The sequence below is a fragment of the Bacillus sp. MYb78 genome, assembly GCF_002975115.1.
Lineage (GTDB): Bacteria > Bacillota > Bacilli > Bacillales > Bacillaceae_G > Bacillus_A > Bacillus_A cereus.
The window spans coordinates 152,344-170,228 of sequence record NZ_PCOB01000010.1 but is presented as its reverse complement, the minus strand read 5'-3'; the positions used below and the strand labels follow the sequence as shown (position 1 = coordinate 170,228).

Sequence of the window (17,885 nt, the reverse complement as noted above, 5' to 3'; positions counted from 1 at the left end):
ACATTCATATACCAGCCCAAACATCTTTTCCATATCGCCCTTCATCTTGCACACGATCCAACCAATTTCTTGCTTCTTGTTCACTGACTTCATGAATTTCTTGATATGCTTGACAAAGGGTATCTTCTACATCCGGAGCCATTCTACTTCCATCACCACATATATAAAGATGAGCTCCATTATCTAATAACGAAATTAAATTGATTCTATCTTGTTTTATTAAATGCTGTACATATGTTTTTGGATGTCCCTCTAGACGAGAAAAAGCTGTGTGTAAAGAGATTAATCCATCTCTTTCATCATTTTCTAATTCTGTACGATAGAGATAATCTTTTTCAGGATGACGACAACCAAAATATAGATGCGCTTGTCCTAAGTTAATACCTTTTTGCTTTTGAACACGACGCGCTTGCAAGAATCCACGGAATGGTGCAATTCCAGTACCTGGCCCAACCATAATAATTGGTGTTTCTGGATCTTTAGGTAATTCAAAGTTTGATTGTGGCGTTCGAATGAAACAGATAATCTCATCTTTATTATGACGCTGAGCTAAGTAATTAGAAGCGACTCCTTCATATGTCCCTTCCCCACTCCATGCAGGCGCATTAACAACACCGACCGTAATGCTCAGACGATTGTGTGCAACGAGTGGAGAGCTTGAAATAGAATAGTAACGCGGTTTGAGCGCAGGAAGAAGTTCTAAAAAGCGTTCAAATCGGATTTCACAAGCCTCATACTTTTCAAGAAGGTCCAACATTGAAATCCGTTTCTTTAGTATTTGTTCATGGTAAACTCCTTCTTCTAATAATGCTTCCAATTCTTTTTTATGAGGAGGACATGCTGTGAATGTTACCATTTCTCGTATTTGTGCTCGAGTGGCAGCTTCTTGAACTTCAACACTATAACTAAGAAGGTCCAATAAACTAACAGGACTGTCTAAAGGTATGTGATTTATACTTCGTCCACTTGCACTCAGTATAACTTGATCCTTCCCATTTAATCCAAAACGTTTTAAAATTCGGTTGATATTTTTCTCGCTATTAACTGGCAACACTCCAAGGTGGTCTCCTTCTTTATATGTAGCGCCTTCTGGCAAAGATACCTCGATATGTCGTGTACTTCTATCACTGCTGGGTGATTGGAGTTCACGATTTTCTAGTATAGATGCATAAACTGCTTCATATGTTCGTGCAAGAGGAGATCCTCCAAGACGACTAACAAATTGCAGACTCAAAGTACTGCGCTCTTTTTCTATATTTTTGTTGAGCTCCAATCCAAATGCCTTCATCGCATCAGACCACATGTTTTGTTTCCATTGCTCAAGCTGTTCCTCGAAATCACCACTTGCATCTGCTTCTCCGCGTTTAGAAAATCTTGTTGCTCCTTTTTGAGCCATCTGCTCATCAATGTATCTTGGAATCCGTTGATAGGTACTAGCCCAATTATGATCTCCACAACCAAAAACTGCGTATTGAACACCTTTTAGCTCATCCGGTTTTAGTTCCTCCAACCATTGCACAAACTGTCCTGCATTACTTGGCGGTTTTCCATTATAAGAAGAAGTTACAATAAGAACCGCTCCTTCTTTTGGCAAACTTCCAATCCGATCGTTAAGAGCTACCACTTCCGTTCGAACTCCTTCTAAACTAGCTGTATCTGCTAATTCTCTTGCAATACCTTCTGCTACACCTGTATCCGAGCCGTACAGAACAAGAAGTGAAAGATTATCGGCCCCAATAATAGAAGGTGGCTTCTGAACGTGCTGCTTAATTTCATCGTTTTTCAGCTTGTCCTCTGTAGGTGTAAGAACAGTAGGATGACTAATAGTTTGTTTTCGGGGTAGAATCCTAATCTTAAAATCACCGGGCTTTAGCGTTAATGTTTGTTTTACGTCCAGCTGATAGTTTTGATAATCGATTAATTCAAAATGTTGAAGAAGCATTCCCATTACAAGAGTGGCTTCATGAAGTGCAAATTGCATACCGATACATGCTCTCTGGCCATTTCCAAATGGCTTATAAGCATGATGAGGAACCTTATCCAGCTCTTCAAATCGTTCAGGTTGGAATTCTTCCACATTGTCTCCCCATGCATCTTTATCCCTATGTAGCTGTGGAATAAGAACAGAAATACGATCTTCTCCTTTCTTAATTGGGTATTTCCCGCCAATCACTGTATCTTCTTTTGCATAGAGACTGAATGCTGGAGCGGTAGGCCATAGACGTAGCGATTCATTTAAAATCATCCGTATATACTTCAGTTTCATAACTTGTTGGTATGTTGGAGTAGGATCTGTCAAAACACGGTCTACTTCTTCATAGGCTTTTTTCAACTTATCCGGATTCTTTAATAAAAAATAAATTGCAAAAGATAACAATCCACTTGTTGTCTCATGTCCAGCTATTAAAAAGGTAATAATTTGGAAACGAATATTTTCATCATCTAATTTTTCACCAGTTTCCGGATCTGGCACATTTAACATACGGGAAAGTAAATCATTTTCTTCCTGATTCCCATTACTTTTACGTTCAGCAATAATATTATCTACTAAAGAAAACATAGATTGAATATCATGCTGAAATTGACGTTTCGTTCTCCACATGAGTTTATCTTCTATATCCAGCCTCTGTAATTGGTGCATCGCTTCATCTAGAGCACGGGTCATGCTAGTAATAAAAGGATGAGGGGTCTCACGATAAAAGCTATTGAATCGGTAATTAAAACCACATAGACCAATTGTATCTAACGTAAGACGAGTCATATCCCCCGGAACATCTACGTTTTCATTCGGATTAAGTCGTGCCCATTTTTGAACGAGTTGTACAGCAATATCGACCATCATGGCATGGTAATCTTTCATTGCCCGTTGGCTAAATGTAGGCATCAAAATATTATGAGCTTTTTTCCAGTTAGGCTCGTGAGTCTCGCTAGTAAATAATCCGTCCCCAGCAAAGGCACGAACTTTTGCTAAAGCACCCTCTATACTTTTATCGAACCGTGTTTCATCACAAACTTCTGCTACCAATTCATGTCCAGAAACGACAATGATGGTATCACTTAAAGTTTGAATTTGAAAAATGGGACCATACTCTTCCGCTATCTTGATAAAGGATAGGGTCGGTTTATCTTTATCGATTAATGGGAGATTACCCAGCGGTCCATATGTTTTCGGCTGAGGAATGGCAGATACTTTTTTTTCCATTTAAAACACCCTTTCAAAAAAGCATGAAATAAAGTGAAACTTTAATCAGTGGGGGTTTTGTTCATCCCCCACTGATTATTAGTTGAACCAATCGGGCTTTTACGGGCAGTTGGTCCCCCACCTAACTTCTTTGCTTCCGCTAAATTTTGAGGTGGGGGTCTTACTGCCCGTTAATTCGGGATAACATATCCCATTTAATAAAGAAGAAATAGCAACTAATCGCCTGGGATAAAGATATGTAATTGATTACCTTATTTTATCTTTTCCCTAACTATTCATGATTATGATATTGCGTATAAGCTTGGCAATTAAATTTATAACTTGTAGAAAAATACTAAATTAAAATGAAGCGAATAAATATAATTGGAGCCTTTTAATGTTGGTGTTAAAAGATAATCTAGACTTGTAATGTTTATGAGAAATTGCAAACGGATCTCATCTCTTGTATTTGTTTATAAAAACGATTATTTTGATTTATTTTCTTCTAAAACACCCCAAAATAGAAAAGTTGATGAGCTTAAGATTGTAGTATTCGAAAAATCAGTAGTTTAGTTAAACCAATACGATAAGCAAGTATACTGTGTTACTAATGAAAGAGGACCTGATATGAACATCAGGTCCTCTTTTACTATATAATTATTTCTCTGCTTCTTTTAGTTCTTTTCCAGCTTTAAATACCGGCGCCTTAGCAGTAAAAAACTTGTAGGAATCATTATCAAGCGTTTTATTCTTCTCTACCGATTTAACTTCTCGACAGCTTCCGCACTTGTATCTACACGTTTAACGAAAAAAACTAATAGTAGTGCAACAACATTCATGCCAAGCGCTACATAAAATGAATATTGAATTCCAGATAATAAAGCCTTCTGAGTTACTATTGCCTTCGTAGTTTCTGTAAAGGTTGTTGGATCTATATGAGACATTAAACTTTCAGCTTTTGTTTTTGTTACAGAGTTCATAATCGTAACAAGAATAGCAGTACCAATCGAACCGGACACTTGTTGAGCCGTATTATTAACAGCTGTACCGTGCGGATTTAAGCGAGTTGGTAATTGATTAAGACCATTTGTCATAAGTGGCATCATAACCATCGCCATCCCAAACATCCGCAGTGTGTAGATAAGAATAATATGTGTGTGACTAGAGTCAATTTGCAGACTTGCCAACATATAAGTTGAAACAGCTGTAATGGAAAGCCCCACTATGCCAAGAATCCGAGGACCATATTTATCAAATAGTTTACCTGTAATTGGTGACATAATCCCCATTATAACCGCACCTGGAAGCATCATCAGCCCAGAGCTCAGCGGCGAAATACCACGGACGTTTTGTACATAAGCTGGTGTTAAAATCATACCCGAAAACATGGCCACCGCGTTAACAATTGCAATTACAGACGCAAGTGCAAACATTGGGTACTTGTAAACACGTAAATCCAATAACGGCTCATCCATTTTTAATTGACGAATAATGAAAGCAATTAGGGCAATAGCGCCTATGATTAAGGTTGTTAAGACAACTTTATTTGTCCAACCATCGGAGCTTGCAGAACTGAATCCATATAACAAACCGCCAAAACCGACAGAAGATAATAGTAATGAGAGATAATCAAGTTTTGCATTTTTGTTTTGTTTCATGACATTCTCAGATTTCCAAATCCCTAACAGTAAGCTAATGATTGCTAACGGTAAAATCATTTCAAACAGCAAACGCCAGTCATAATACTCTACAATATAACCTGATAGTGTTGGCCCAATTGCTGGAGCTGTAATCATAACTAGTCCAAAAATCCCCATTGCTGTTCCCCTTTTTTCTCTCGGAAAGCTTACTAGCATAATATTCATTAACAAAGGTCCCATAACTGAAGAGCCTGCCGCTTGAACCATCCGACCAGTAAGTAATAAACCAAAGTTCGGTGCTACAGCCGCTAAGGCAGTACCAAGAATAAAAATCACCATAGATGTAATAAATAGGCTCCTATTTGAAAAACGCGTTATTAAAAATGCTGATGCCGGAATTAATACACCACTTACAAGCATATACCCTGTAGAAAGCCACTGGATCGTTGAATAATCTTGAATGTTTAAATCTTTCATTATTGATGGCAAGGCTACATTTAAAAGGGAGTTATTTAGAAATGAAACAAATGCCCCAATAAAAAGGATTACAAGCATTACATATGGTGGTTTTCTTTTATGTAATGTTTCACTCATATATTTAATTGCCCCTTCATTATAAATTTCATTGATTCGTTTAAATCGTTTACATATTTGCACAAGAAAACATTACCCTTGCAGTATTTTGCCAAACTCTTCGAATGGATATTCTCTTTTTAGCAATTCCACTTGCTCAACATACCATTTTAAAATCTTTTTGTTGATGAAACCTTTATAAAAACGTTTGTTAACGGAATTTAAATTAGGCTGAAATACACAAAATAAGCAACTGAAAATCACCTTCTAAAATAAAGTGAAACTTTAAATCAATGGGTATTTTACGGGCAGCGAGAAAAATCAAAAAGACCACGCACCCATTCCTTTAAATACAGGCTTGTAGATCTAGTTATGTAACCATCCATAAAAAGGAATATTACATAGGCTAAGTCTAACATTACATTTTTAAAGTGAGGAGAATAAGCGTATGGACCAATATTGGTATTTGAATTCAAAGGGAAACGGGGAACAATATACTAACCAAATTTCATTATATTCACAGCCCGAAATAACTAAATCTGAGGTAATGAATGATTTGAAGCTTCCTGAGAATTGGAGTTACCGAGTCTATCCAGTTAGTTGGGATTCATCAGCCAATTATACGAGGTTCAATCCCCAACCTCCTCCCTTCTCTTGGGGGCAGCCAATCAATTATGCAGGGATGATGCCCCAAGGACATCCCGATAATTGGACTCCACTACCAGGTCATGCAGGTTTTAATTTTCAAAAACCTCCCTTCCCCTGGGCGCAACCATTCAATCATACAGGGATGTTCGCACAAGGTCATCTTGCAGCTTTACTATCGCCGCCAGCCAAGCCTTTTCATTTCAATACCAATAACTCGGGTGTTTTTGGAAACCCTCCAGGATGGGGTAGTCCGTGGGCCCCAATGGGATGGGGAAATAACGGAGGTAACGGTCAGCTAGGAATGCTTGGAAACTTACTTACAGCAGGAAAAGGTACCATGAGTGGAATAGGAATGATTAGTAGTCTAATCGGGATGGGGAAATTCTTCTTTTAGTTAATTAAAGTGATAGAATTGGTCCGCAGCTCAGACATTCCAACAAAATATTTCATTTTCCATTGATTTAATGTTTTCAAACATGTACTCCTCAATATATTTATTGTGTGCTTCCAATACTCCATCCAAGTTCGTCTCCTTGTCTTTCAATTTATAAAAAAATCTGTTGCAACTCTTTAGACAACAATTCCAATTCATAAAAAATTGATAAGTTCATAACAAAAACGCCATCTCTTCCTTTGATTCTAGGGAAAGAATAGCGTTTTTGTTACGTAACAATTAAGTTGTTTCATTCTTATTTATTCAATAATTTCATTGTCATTTCTCTGCATTTTTAGCCTGATAGCGATATGATCATAACCCGTAAAATGCCATTTCTTTTACTTATGCTTTGCTAAAAATTCTGTTATGCGACGATATACATATATTTCATTTTCTTTTTTTGAAAATCCATGCCCTTCATCGTCTAATACTAGGTATTCTACATCTACTCCTTGTTCTTGCAACGCGTGAAAAATTTGATCCGATTCTTCCTTTACAACTCGTGGATCATTTGCCCCTTGGATGATAAGGAGTGGTTTATTCATTTGATTTAAGTAAGTAATTGGTGAATCTTGTATAAGCTTATCTTTATCATTATTAATATCACCTATTAAATTAACTGCGAGCGGTTTCCAATTTTCAGGCATAGATGCGATAAAACTAAATAAATTGCTAGGTCCAAAAATGTCAATGGCTGCACGGAAATACTCTGAATGACGCCCGTGAAGCAATAAGGTCATATATCCTCCATAACTACCGCCCATAACAAATAATTTATCAGGAGTTGATATCCCCTGTTCAAATAACCATTCGATCCCTGCTACACAATCTAAACGCGGCGCTTCTCCCCAATCACCTTCAATCATTTTTGTAAACGTTGAACCATATCTTGTACTACCTCTAAAGTTTGGCGCAAAAATATTATATCCCTGCCTTAATAAATATTGAAATAATGCTCTGAAATCTTTCGTCTCAGCACTTTGTGGACCACCATGAGGCCAAAATATTGTATATCCGTTTTGTACTTCTCCTTTCGCCCGGAATAATAATGCTTCTATGTTTAACCCATCAAAAGAGGCATATGTTATAACATCCGGTTCAACAAAAGAAGATTCAGATAGACCAATAACATAGTTTTTTGTTAATGCTGCCCATTCTGTATCTCTATTCTTCTTGTAATAGATGTTTGCTGTTTTCGTCGCACTTTCACCTAGTAAATATAAATTTTCCGATTTTGTAATTTCAATTTGACTTATCGTATCTACCGGAGAATTCAATAGAATTAACTCTTTTTTATCCCATACAAATTTATATAACCTATCTGTAACACCTTTCGACGAAACAATGTAGCCATTTTTTGTTTCAGCATGCCATTTTATATTGGATATATCTTCCTTCTCTATTTTACAGATTGGTTTGAATTCCTGTTTATTTAAATCAAAAGAAGCTACATAGGAAAACTCTTCTTCATAATTTGTAACGAAAATCACTGTATTTTCATCAATATAAGAAATGGAGCCTACAGTATGTTCTTTCTCACTGGAAGGTACTAAACAAATAAGTTCTTCTCCTTTTTTTACATATCCTACATTATATGTATTACTATATGACTTTAAAACAATGTAACTTGATTCATTCGGACTTACTGCCTCTACATATGTAGGTGTCTCCACACCAGTTAACAACAGCGTATCTTCTTTTGTGCGTATATTATAACAACGAGAGTTTAAGAACATTGGGTTATCTTTACTTGTGACATAGTATAATCGTTCCCCATCCTCTGTTAAATGCACAAAGTAATCCTTTTCTGTCTCTCCTGCTGGAATCAATTCAAGCAATCCACCACCCTCTGGTTTTAATGCATAAATATGATAATTTTCATCCCCATCTTTATCAAATCCAGCTAAAATAAATCGATTTAAAGAATCCATTTTAATAAAATTGCTTGATTGATTACAATATGTTAAGGGATAAGGGGATAAATTGGGTAAATCCATCGCCCATAAATTAGAATGACCATTTAAGTTTGTACTAAAAATTAATTTCCCTTCATCTTCACTAACTGTAAACCTACCAATACTATAGGATCTAAAAAATTGTTCAGCATCTTCCATAGGAAATTGAATCATCTTTCTTCCTCCACTCTACCTTATATCTAAAAATTCAGAACATCTTATATATAAAGATTCTACATTTTCCTATTTATCCCTTTTGGGTTTTATTTAGATTTACTTCTACCTTCTACTTCTTCTTATTAACATTACATAACGATGCGGAGAGTTTTTTAAACAACTCTTCTTTTAGCAGTGAATATATTCTTTACTATTTCACGATTACTTCTCATTCGATATTTCTCACTAATTATCCCTCAAAGCGAAAAATAAGCGGGGAATTAGAGAGCAAAATCTACCATATACTTTTATTCAGCTAACTTCTCACCAGTAACAATCTTCATAAAAGCAGCTGCGTCTTTCTCTGCTAATTGAGCGTACTGATTATCCCCCGCCATTATTTCTACTTTATCCTTATTAGGACTAATCCACATTTGATATAAAACAGCTTTCGCTTCTATTTTCGGATTTTTAAACTGAAAAACAAACTGATAATCAGCTGAACGAGACATTTCCACCTTTTTATTTTCAAAGTTAGTATCATTTAATATTTTCTTTACTTGCAATACTTTATTCTTGTCTGTAATTACCTTCAAATCCTCATAATGATTATCACCAGCATGTTTTTGCACTTCGATTGTTTGATTATGATTTCCTATATTATTTGAACAGCTGGTTACTACAAATAAACAAATCACGCTGAAGACTAAATACAAATTTCTAATTTGCATAGCGCTCTCCGCCTTTAGTGTATATAATAGTTCACTTCCATTACGCTTTTAAAATGTAAAATAAGAATACACCCCATAAGCCACAAATAAGATTAATAGAATAGAAATGCCGAGTACCGTATATATAATCCATTTTAAATTTGAATTCATATCATCCTCCTACCTCTCGGTAATTCCAGTATATAACAAAAAAAGCATTGGATACCCAATGCTTTTTACACTTACGCAAATAAAGAAGTATTCGCATATAAAGCTGGTGAACCACCTGAATGTACGAATAAAATATTGTCTTCCTTATTAAATTTACCTTTTCTAATTAAGTCGATTAATCCCGCTACTGCCTTACCTGTATACACTGGATCAAGTAAAATACCTTCTGTTTTCGCAAGTAACTGAACTGCCTCTACCATTTCCGGCGTTGGTAACGCATAGCCTGGTCCTACATATTCATCAAAGCACGTAACAGCGTCGCGCGAGATAAAGTTTGGAATACCAACGTGTGCTGAAGTTTCATCTACAAGTTTTGCTACTTTCTCTTCTTGCTCAGCTTTTCCTCTACTTACATTAATCCCGATTACAGGAATATGGCTTTGTGTTCCAGAAAAACCAGTAATTAAACCAGCATGCATACCGCCGCTACCACTTACACAAACAACTGAACTGAAATCAATTCCTTGCTCAAATGATTGCGCCATAATTTCTTGCGCACAAGCAACGTATCCCATTGCGCCCGTAGGGTTTGATCCACCAACTGGAATTACATATGGTGTACTACCTTTTTCACTTACTTCTTTCGCTACTTTATTCATCTCTTCCATCAGGTCTGCTCCGTTCGGTACAACAATGACGTTTTCAGCACCTAATAAGTGATATAAGAAATAGTTTCCGTTAAAGTCTCTCTTCTCTTCTGGCTCAAGCCCTTCCTCTAATACAAGAATACATTTCATTTTTTCTTTTACCGCAGCAGCAAGTGTCAGGCGGCAATGATTTGACTGAATACCACCAGCTGTAATTAACGTATCTGCACCCTTTTCCTGTGCATCCGCAACTAAAAATTCTAACTTTCTCGTCTTATTACCACCGGCTGTTAAACCAAGTAAATCATCTCGTTTAAAATAAATAGTCGGGCCACCAAGTGCTTCAGAAAAATTGTTTAACTTTTCAATTGGTGTATATGATTCTGTATATTTTTTTCTCGGGAATTTAGCTAAATTCATTGTAACGCTCCTTTTGTACTTCTTTCGCAATATATGTAACGTTACTATTATTACATGTAAAAATGGTGAAGTCACCTTTCTCGGTTAAAAATGTATTAGAATTTCATTTTGATAAGTAAAACCGTATTAATGATTTTAACTTAATTACGGTACATGAAATTTATATCAACGATTTTTTAAATATATCGTTCATTACTTACAATATATCAACGATTTTTCAAATATATCGATCGTAACTTGCAGTATATCAACGATTTTCTTAATATATCGATCTATCGACAAAAAACGACAGACAGGCAACCCCTTTCTCATCAACAAAAAAAGAGCCCACACATTCAAATGCAGACTCCCTCCAATCACTTATTTACCGAAAAACGAAGTAACTGCGTTAATCCCGGCTCTAAATTCATTTCACCTTTATTACGTACGTATACAGTTTTATCTCCATCAAATTTCGGAGGATTTGCTTGACTATACGTATGCCACTCATTCGTTCCTTCTATAGAATACTCCATATATTCATTTGCACCGACAATTATATTTTTACGATCATCTGCCGTTACATTTGGTGCCATCTGCGCAATTTTTGAATCACTAATTAATAACTTCTTTATATCCTTATCACGTTTGTAATCGTAAGCTGTCACAATTACATCGTTACCATATGCTTTCACTTGTAACCCTTGTTTAAATGAATAGCCATCTGGAGCAGTTTTCTCTCCTCCATTTGGTCCTGCTGACATCCAGCCTGTTTCAATCCCGCCCGTATTTACAACAGTGAAACCTTTTTCATCTCCGCCTTTAATTTTCTTTTTACCAGCCCAGTCAGGTAAGTTTAAATCCCAATGTGTATGACTCGTGAAGAAAACAACCTGCGGATAGTCTTTTAATATATCATACAATTTATCCACGTTTAAATAATCTTGTAAATATGGTGATTGCCTTGATCCAGATACTGTATCAGGTAAAACGTGATGAGAGAAAATAAAGATTGGCTTATTTTTATCTTTTTGACTGTACTCTTCTAAATTTTGTTTTAACCAACCTAATTGCTCATCACTCATATATACTTCGTCCCACATTTTTGAATCGTGGTATTTCATATATTTTTCAGTTCCTAAAAATAAAAGTGGATAGCCATCTAATTCTTTTTTATGATATACCTTTTCTTGTCCACTAAATTGTAAGTAGCGACCAAATAGTGTTTCTTCCGTTACACCATTTGGCCATGTACTTTGAGAGAGTTTCCCATCCGCTGTCCATTTACCAGCATAAAACTCATGATTCCCAACAGTAGACCATACATTTTCTGGATGCTTATTTTTATTTAACACACGCTTTACATCATCATATTGTGACTGTTGTCCAGTCGGCGTTATATCCCCATTCATAATAAGCGCTCTAGAAAGTGGCGTCACTTTGTTCATATCTTTTAGCACATGATCAAAATCCCCTAAATCACCTTGAATATCACTAATAACATTAAAAGTTGTAGCTGATTTTCGGGCTTGCTCTTTCCCTTCCGCATGCACTGAAAACGTCGGTAATAATGCCGCCATAACTGCTAACGAAGCAACTGTCTTTTTCATACAAATTCTCCCCCTAATAATAGAATGTACAAACTGACATGTTCTGCTTTCTCTTAGGTGCTTGTCCAATTCACATTATAGGGAGGGATTGTAAAGATAGATGGAGTTAAAAGTTAAGTGTTTTTTAAGAGATTTTGTCGTTTTTACACGCCCCATTTAACAATTAACACTAATTTTTCTATTAACCTACTAATATTAGCTGAATGTAAATTTATACGATAAATCACTTCGTTTAATATGTTGTGTTTTAATTTCCTTTACACAATTTCAATAAAGTACTTTACCATTTTAAATTCTCTTCATTAATCCTCAATTTCTATTCCAGCTTGTTTTAATGGTTCTAATACTTTCGGGTAACACATTGAAATATATTCCACTGTTTTTAAATTTTTTAGATTTTGAAATCCTTCAACAGATATAACATCAAATAAACTGTCTTCACCGTCCCAATCAGGCTTTAAAATATGATAAATTTCATTCCCACCATCAAAGCAAAGGGACTCAATCTTTTCCAAATCACTTATTTCCAAAGTTAACGCTTCTAAAAAAGCTTTGATTTCAACAATTGGCCCAACTCCTGAATACCATTCAAAATTATTCGTATGCTTTTCTATTAAGTCTTTCAATTCTTTTAGAAATAGTGGCTCTTTATCTAATAAAGCTTCAATTACCACTAACTTAAAATTAAAATCCTGAAACATTTCACTCTTTCTCATTTTAACTTCCTCCTATCTTGCCCTGTCCTAGGGTTTTAATCTCCTTTACACAACTTCCAAAAAGCACTTTACCTTTTTAAATTCTCTTCATTTAATCCTAACAGCCCTGGTAAAATAAAACACCCATCTTTTCTAATCAGTACATCATCAAACCAAATTTCACCCCCGCCATACTCTGATCTTTGAATATTCACTAAATCCCAATGTATCGCTGATTGATTCCCGTTTTCTGCACCTTGTAACGAATCCCCAATTGCTAAATGATAACTACCATTTATTTTTTCATCAAATAACGTATTATTCATCGGATGTAGTATGTAAGGGTTAAAAGCCAGTGCAAACTCTCCGATATATCTTGCTCCCTCGTCCGTATCAAGAATTCGATTTATTCGCTCTGTATCGTTTGCATATGCCTCTATTATTTTCCCATCCTTAATATGTAACTTAATATTTTGAAACGCATAACCTTGTTGAATAGATACTGTATTGAACGCTACTATCCCATTCACTGAATTTTTGACAGGTGCTGTATATATTTCGCCATCAGGTATATTATCTGTACCATCTCCCTTTAAAACACCGATTCCTTCAATGGAAAAATTCAAATAAGTACCATTCCCAATGATTTTCACTTGTTTTGTCTTTTCCATTAATTCTTTTAACGGATCCATTGCTTTCGACATTTTTTTGTAATCTAACGTACAAACATCATAATAAAATTTCTCATAAGCCTCGGTACTCATATTCGCTTCTTGCGCTGAAGCCGCATTCGGAATTCGAGTTGTCACCCATCTCGTTTTATACACTGCTTCACTATGAGCCTTTCCAAATACCTTTTGATATAATTTCATTTTTTCTGCTGGTACATCTGCTAGTTCGTATGCATTTCTAGGACTACGGAGATTAATATATACTTGCATCTTACTTAAACGGTAACACTCCCAATCTGCAAATAACTTAAACTGTTCTTCAGATCCAGACAAAATTAATTGCCGCGTAACAGAAACGTCACGCATTGATACATGTGCATATCCACCTGCTTTTTCCACTGACTTAATAATTTCACGAACTACTATAGGGTCTATTTCCGTAACACTTTGAATTAACACATGATCACCAGGTTGCACTTTAGTAGAATGGTTGACTAGTATATCTGCTAATTTAGATAATCCCCTCTTCATTACGTCCCTCATCCTTTCATTTCCGTTTCAATAGCTTAATAAAAAATAAAAAGAGAACTACTCTCTTTAAGCAATTCTCTTTTTCACCCAAACAATAGATATAAAATAAACCCTTAAAAATAATTCCGTAACGTTGGCATTGCAGCTATACTAAAGTACAGAGTCCCAGGTACTAACCACGCGCCACAAAGCATCAGCAACACAGTTTTCCTAACAAGCCCTGCAATAAAAGACGGAAGCACAAAAATAAACAATACAGTGATATATACTTCTTTATCAAGTAATTGAGTGCTATAAGGGTTGAAATATAGAAAAATAATTGAAAGGATAAACATACGTACAGCTGCTTTTACACCTAAATAAACATTTAAATTATTCTTCACAATTTCCCTACTTCCAATAGCACCATGCTTAATACTTTCCAGCACTATACCTCATTACAATAAAAGTTACTCCCCTTCTAGTTCGCCTTAAAATTATAAATCGGCTTAATAATATGTTTAATATCAATTGTGTCCTTTGTATTCTCAACAATCTCATCCATTGGCTTATATACCATTGGTGCTTCATCTAAAGTACTTTCTGCAACAGATGTAGTCCAAACCTCTGTCATTGTATTTTGAAAATCCTCTAAGTTAAGTACTTCTTTCGCCTTCTTACGGCTCATAATACGTCCTGCTCCATGAGGGCCAGAAAAGTTCCAATCTGGATTTCCTTTACCAAATGCAATGATAGAACCGTCTCTCATATTAATTGGAATGATTACTCGTTCATCTTTCTGAGCTGAAATAGCACCTTTTCTTAGAATCATATTGTCCATATCGATGTAGTTATGAATTGTAGTGAATTGATCTGTTACTTTCCAATCCATTTTAGTGACGATTTCATCAATCATTGCTTTACGATTTAACACCGCATATTTTTGAGCAATTTTCATATCATTCATGTAATCTTTAAATCCTTGTCCTTCTAAATAAGCTAATTCTTTGCGAATCACCGGTTTCTTAATTTCACGTAAAGCTTCATGTATTTCTTGTTGTCTACCTTCTTTCGTTAAACGTTCAATGATTTCTTCTTTAATAGATTTAACGTTTATAAGTTGCTCGTAAGCAAAGTTTTGATAATACTCTGCTACCTGTTTCCCTAAATTACGCGAACCACTATGAATGACAATGTATATATTTCCTTTATCATCCTCATTCAGTTCGACAAAATGATTGCCCCCGCCAAGTGTACCAATACTTTTTTGAGCACGTTGCAATGTAAACGGGGCTCTTACACTATCAAAATCAATCATTTTTGAAAATCTATGTTCCTTATCTCGAATACGAAAACCACTTGGGACAAATTTACGTATCGTTTCGTCTAAGTGATCGAAGTTGATTTCCTCTTTTTTCTTATTAATCATAACAACTTCCATGCCACAACCAATATCGTACTTACCTCTCAGTTTCCTGAAAGAGTGGACTATACCTTCTCTACAGTCATCGAGATATGCAGTCTCTACTGTAGGCTCACCGTATTAATTATTCCTCTTCAATTCAAAATGGATGAGGAATAATTCTGTACCTTAGTCTGCTAACATGGTACAAGTCTCTGAACCATTCGATTATGTCACCATAACCACTGGCTGCTGATTGCCCTCGCCTTTTATCGTTAGGGTTCCCAGTCAATTGAGTGAGTAGTTTAAAGTCTGAGCCGATTAGTTAACCCCGACTAAATTAGGAACAATCTTATCTTGAATTGTCATTGTTGTCCCAATCGTACAACCTGCACCCGCATGTGTATCTGGCATAATACGAATCTTGCTATCCTTTACGAATTCTTGGTTACAAAGATCAATAATTTGACCTGCTGCAGTTTTTTCTACATTCGTAGTAAACACTTTCGCTTCATTGTATTTCCCTTGTAATTTCAACATCTTCTATTTCCCCTTTCCTTTAGTTTCTACAAAAAATCAATTCATACATATTATATAAATATATTTCCCACCACTACAGCTCATTTCCTTTTTTATAAAAAAAGACACAGAGATTCCTCCCTATGCCTACTAATTCCCTACCTTTTCACCGCATGTACATAATGCACTGTCTCAAAAGCTTCTAAATAATCGTTTCGTCCTTCAAAATATAATACATCAATATCCTCTGGTGATAAATGCTCATAAATGAGTAAGCCCGCCTTCTCTAACAGTGCTTCCATTTCAGCATAAGAATAACATGATTTCATCGGTTCTCCGCCTACCGCAGCCATTTTCACCATATTTTCAACTCGATTGGACAGTCCCTTTTCTGTAAACAAGTTTTCATCAGGATAATCAAAAACGATAGAACTACCTGCCGGAACCATCTCGAATAAACATTCTAATAAACTAGCAAGTTCCTCTTTCGTTAAATAGTACGTAACACCTAAAAGGCTAAAGAAAGTCTTTTTATGTTCAAACCCTTCATTGCGTAACTGTTCATAGGAAAATCCTTTCGTAAAATCCATTGAAACAAAATGAAGGTTTTTTGGAACTTCAAGTTCTGTTTCTTTTATTCTTTCCTTCTTAAACACCTGCGTAGAAGGATGATCCACTTCAAATATTTCTATTTTATTTTCTAATTCTCGGTGTCTAAAACTGAACGTATCTAAGCCTGCACCGAGTACGACGTATTGTTTCGCTCCTAATGTAATTTCATGTAGTAATACTCTTTCACAATATGCAGCACGTGCTAAAGGTGTTGGTGATAACTGAACTTGCGTAATCCATTTTAATATTTCTTTTGGATTGTCTTGAAACTGCTCTGCAATTTCTTTATTGAAAAAGTGAATCCCTTGAACCATGTTCGTTTCAATATTGTTACGTTCTTTTTGTGAAATGAAATCTTTAGCTACATAATCATCAAAGATTTTAGGATTATCAAATTCACTATGATACGCCCTTCCGAAAGCTGATACTAACGACGTTACACTTGCTTCACCTTGTTTCACGCACATACACTCTCCTTCATGTTCACAACAAAAATAGGGTTCCCCTGGCCAGGAGAACCCTATTATACACCTTATTTTTATATTGGTAAATTATAGCATAAATAAGTTTTTTTGTCAAGTTTTCAGCCTACTACGCTCCAACAATTTGTGTAATCTCTAGCAGGAAGATTTCGATCTACACCGAATATTCCAGTTCATAACAATACAAATGGAGGGCGTCATGAAAAGATTAGTCATCATTACAGTAGGAAAAACACACAGTGGAAAAACTACATTTGCAAAAGAGCTAGAAAAAGAGTTACCTAATTCTTTTATTATGGACCAAGACAACCAAGCTGAATTTATTAACACACATTATGAAAAATTACAGCCGACAGAAGGATCAAATACACTAAAGCACAGTCTTTCAAAATTCATTGTTGATTATGCGAAAGAACATACAAATTTACACCTTATTATTTGTAACTCCAATCGCAGTAAAAACGGAAGGTTCTATTTACTAAACGAATTATTTCCACAGAATGAATATGTACGCATATTAGTTCACTTTGACATCCCAGATGATGTACTTTACGAAAGAGTGGCTAGAAGCACGCGAAGTACGAATATTTTTAGAGGTGGATATTCTAGTTTCAAAGAAGTACTTGATCGACAACAAACTGAATCACTTCACGATGATGTGGTAGATCCTATAGAAAACGAGGCTGATTATTTGTTTGTTATTCGTAACAGTAAGGATGCAAACTCTACTATATTAAAAATTGTCCATCTTGCTAAAGAGTTCTCCCCTATCCGAAATAAGAGATTATAAAAATTACATAATCATAGATTATTATGCAAATACTTCCTCTAGACGGCGTAGATGGTATATAATGATGGAAGAATCTAC

At 35.6% G+C, this 17,885-nt stretch carries 14 protein-coding genes; 2 read left to right on the top strand and 12 right to left on the bottom strand.

Translation table 11 applies throughout. The features are described 5' to 3' along the window. Positions 1-4 precede the first annotated feature (4 nt). On the bottom strand, positions 5-3,202 hold the full coding sequence (gene cypD, locus CQ064_RS19685; protein WP_000412775.1) for a bifunctional P-450/NADPH--P450 reductase: 3,198 nt from the start codon (positions 3,200-3,202) through the stop codon (positions 5-7). A gap of 734 nt (positions 3,203-3,936) precedes the next feature. After that, positions 3,937-5,415 carry a DHA2 family efflux MFS transporter permease subunit gene (locus tag CQ064_RS19680; RefSeq protein ID WP_000005140.1) on the bottom strand — a complete coding sequence of 493 codons (1,479 nt, stop codon included), beginning with the start codon at positions 5,413-5,415 and terminating at the stop codon, positions 3,937-3,939. Between the two features lie 427 nt (positions 5,416-5,842). On the opposite strand from CQ064_RS19680, the gene CQ064_RS19675 reads away from it, so the two are divergent. After that, positions 5,843-6,436, top strand: coding sequence for a hypothetical protein (locus CQ064_RS19675; protein ID WP_000373136.1), 594 nt, complete (start codon positions 5,843-5,845; stop codon positions 6,434-6,436). Between the two features lie 380 nt (positions 6,437-6,816). Here CQ064_RS19675 and CQ064_RS19670 read toward each other — a convergent pair whose 3' ends face one another. From CQ064_RS19670 to CQ064_RS19620, 10 genes are all read right to left on the bottom strand, one after another. After that, positions 6,817-8,607: a S9 family peptidase gene (locus CQ064_RS19670; protein ID WP_000614109.1), complete on the bottom strand. Its 1,791-nt coding sequence runs from the start codon at positions 8,605-8,607 to the stop codon at positions 6,817-6,819. A 290-nt stretch (positions 8,608-8,897) separates the two neighbouring features. After that, positions 8,898-9,320, bottom strand: a complete 423-nt coding sequence (locus CQ064_RS19665) for a YhfM domain-containing protein (protein ID WP_001167092.1) — start codon at positions 9,318-9,320, stop codon at positions 8,898-8,900. A gap of 221 nt (positions 9,321-9,541) precedes the next feature. Continuing rightward, on the bottom strand, positions 9,542-10,537 hold the full coding sequence (gene cuyA / locus CQ064_RS19655) for a D-cysteate sulfo-lyase (RefSeq protein ID WP_001046608.1): 996 nt from the start codon (positions 10,535-10,537) through the stop codon (positions 9,542-9,544). A gap of 356 nt (positions 10,538-10,893) precedes the next feature. Further along, the gene (locus CQ064_RS19650; protein WP_000754289.1) at positions 10,894-12,126 is read right to left on the bottom strand and encodes a DUF4073 domain-containing protein; all 1,233 of its coding nucleotides are present in this window, start codon (positions 12,124-12,126) and stop codon (positions 10,894-10,896) included. 302 nt (positions 12,127-12,428) lie between these two features. Beyond that, positions 12,429-12,842 carry a DUF6892 domain-containing protein gene (locus CQ064_RS19645; RefSeq protein WP_001231958.1) on the bottom strand — a complete coding sequence of 138 codons (414 nt, stop codon included), beginning with the start codon at positions 12,840-12,842 and terminating at the stop codon, positions 12,429-12,431. 68 nt (positions 12,843-12,910) lie between these two features. Further along, on the bottom strand, positions 12,911-14,023 hold the full coding sequence (locus CQ064_RS19640) for an aminopeptidase (RefSeq protein ID WP_000820295.1): 1,113 nt from the start codon (positions 14,021-14,023) through the stop codon (positions 12,911-12,913). A gap of 113 nt (positions 14,024-14,136) precedes the next feature. Beyond that, a complete protein-coding gene (locus CQ064_RS19635; protein WP_000893997.1) occupies positions 14,137-14,451 on the bottom strand; it encodes a hypothetical protein in 315 nt (104 codons plus the stop codon). Between the two features lie 32 nt (positions 14,452-14,483). Continuing rightward, positions 14,484-15,443 carry an RtcB family protein gene (locus tag CQ064_RS19630; protein WP_000454385.1) on the bottom strand — a complete coding sequence of 320 codons (960 nt, stop codon included), beginning with the start codon at positions 15,441-15,443 and terminating at the stop codon, positions 14,484-14,486. Positions 15,444-15,725: 282 nt separating this feature from the next. Continuing rightward, complete coding sequence (locus CQ064_RS19625; RefSeq protein WP_000916240.1) at positions 15,726-15,944, bottom strand: RtcB family protein; 219 nt, start codon at positions 15,942-15,944, stop codon at positions 15,726-15,728. 137 nt (positions 15,945-16,081) lie between these two features. After that, positions 16,082-17,002, bottom strand: a complete 921-nt coding sequence (locus tag CQ064_RS19620; RefSeq protein WP_014482074.1) for a class I SAM-dependent methyltransferase — start codon at positions 17,000-17,002, stop codon at positions 16,082-16,084. A gap of 214 nt (positions 17,003-17,216) precedes the next feature. On the opposite strand from CQ064_RS19620, the gene CQ064_RS19615 reads away from it, so the two are divergent. Beyond that, positions 17,217-17,807 carry an ATP-binding protein gene (locus CQ064_RS19615; RefSeq protein ID WP_000826976.1) on the top strand — a complete coding sequence of 197 codons (591 nt, stop codon included), beginning with the start codon at positions 17,217-17,219 and terminating at the stop codon, positions 17,805-17,807. Positions 17,808-17,885 lie beyond the last annotated feature (78 nt).